At 46.4% G+C, this 804-nt stretch carries 1 protein-coding gene; it reads right to left on the reverse strand.

Translation table 11 applies throughout. From position 1 onward, the window contains the following. Positions 1-547, reverse strand: a 547-nt coding sequence (locus B2067_RS13795) for a hypothetical protein (protein ID WP_301388823.1), incomplete at its 3' end; no start/stop codon positions are given. Positions 548-804 lie beyond the last annotated feature (257 nt).

Consider the following 804-nt stretch of genomic DNA (forward strand, 5'->3'; position numbering starts at 1 on the left):
CCAGAGTGATACCTGCTCTGCCCATTATTTTCATCACCTTTGTCATAGCAATAGCCGATGCCCCAACCCCTAACAATGAAACTCCGTCCAAGACCTTCATAGTCGTTTGATAAGCAGGAATACTATCGTAAATCTCGTTAGTTTTTGGGTCTGTAATTGCGTTATAGGTACGAACGGCTGAAACAGCGCAGGATGCACCAGTTGCCACCGTCGCAGCATACCCAATGCTGGTTAACGCTAGACTAGTACCACCAGTCACAGGGGTCGCAGCGGTAGAACCAAACGTAACCAAGGCAGCAATCACCGCCGCCGAACAGTTGATAGCTGCCAGCCCGGCTTCCTGGCCAATGTCGCCCCAGTCATATTGAGAAGCAACCTCTGCGTCGAGGTCGATAACAAGGTAATCTCCGGCAGCCAGACACGAATTGTTTTCCCGAATAGTCGAAGAACCCTGATTTGTATTAAGAATGATACCAATCCCTGTTAGCGCAGGAATTTTGTCGATTTCATAAGTAATCGTTTGATATTTTGTGAGAGATATAGTCACAACACAACATCCTGTAATAAATATCCATTTAAAGAGTCGGCCATCGACGCCGAATGCAGCGTATCGAAAGATACGCTACATCAAAACGCGTAACAACCGGGTTTAGTTGATGCCAAGCAGACCGAAATCAAGTACCAACATAAAAATCAATGACTCTGCCCCCTTGAATTGCGCAGATCATGGATTGATGTGGATGTCCGGTTAGGTGATGGAATACAATGAGGAACGACCTCACGAATCACTTGGTGATCTTACAC

This window comes from Thalassolituus sp. UBA2590 (genome assembly GCF_002339775.1).
Taxonomy (GTDB): domain Bacteria; phylum Pseudomonadota; class Gammaproteobacteria; order Pseudomonadales; family Oceanobacteraceae; genus Thalassolituus.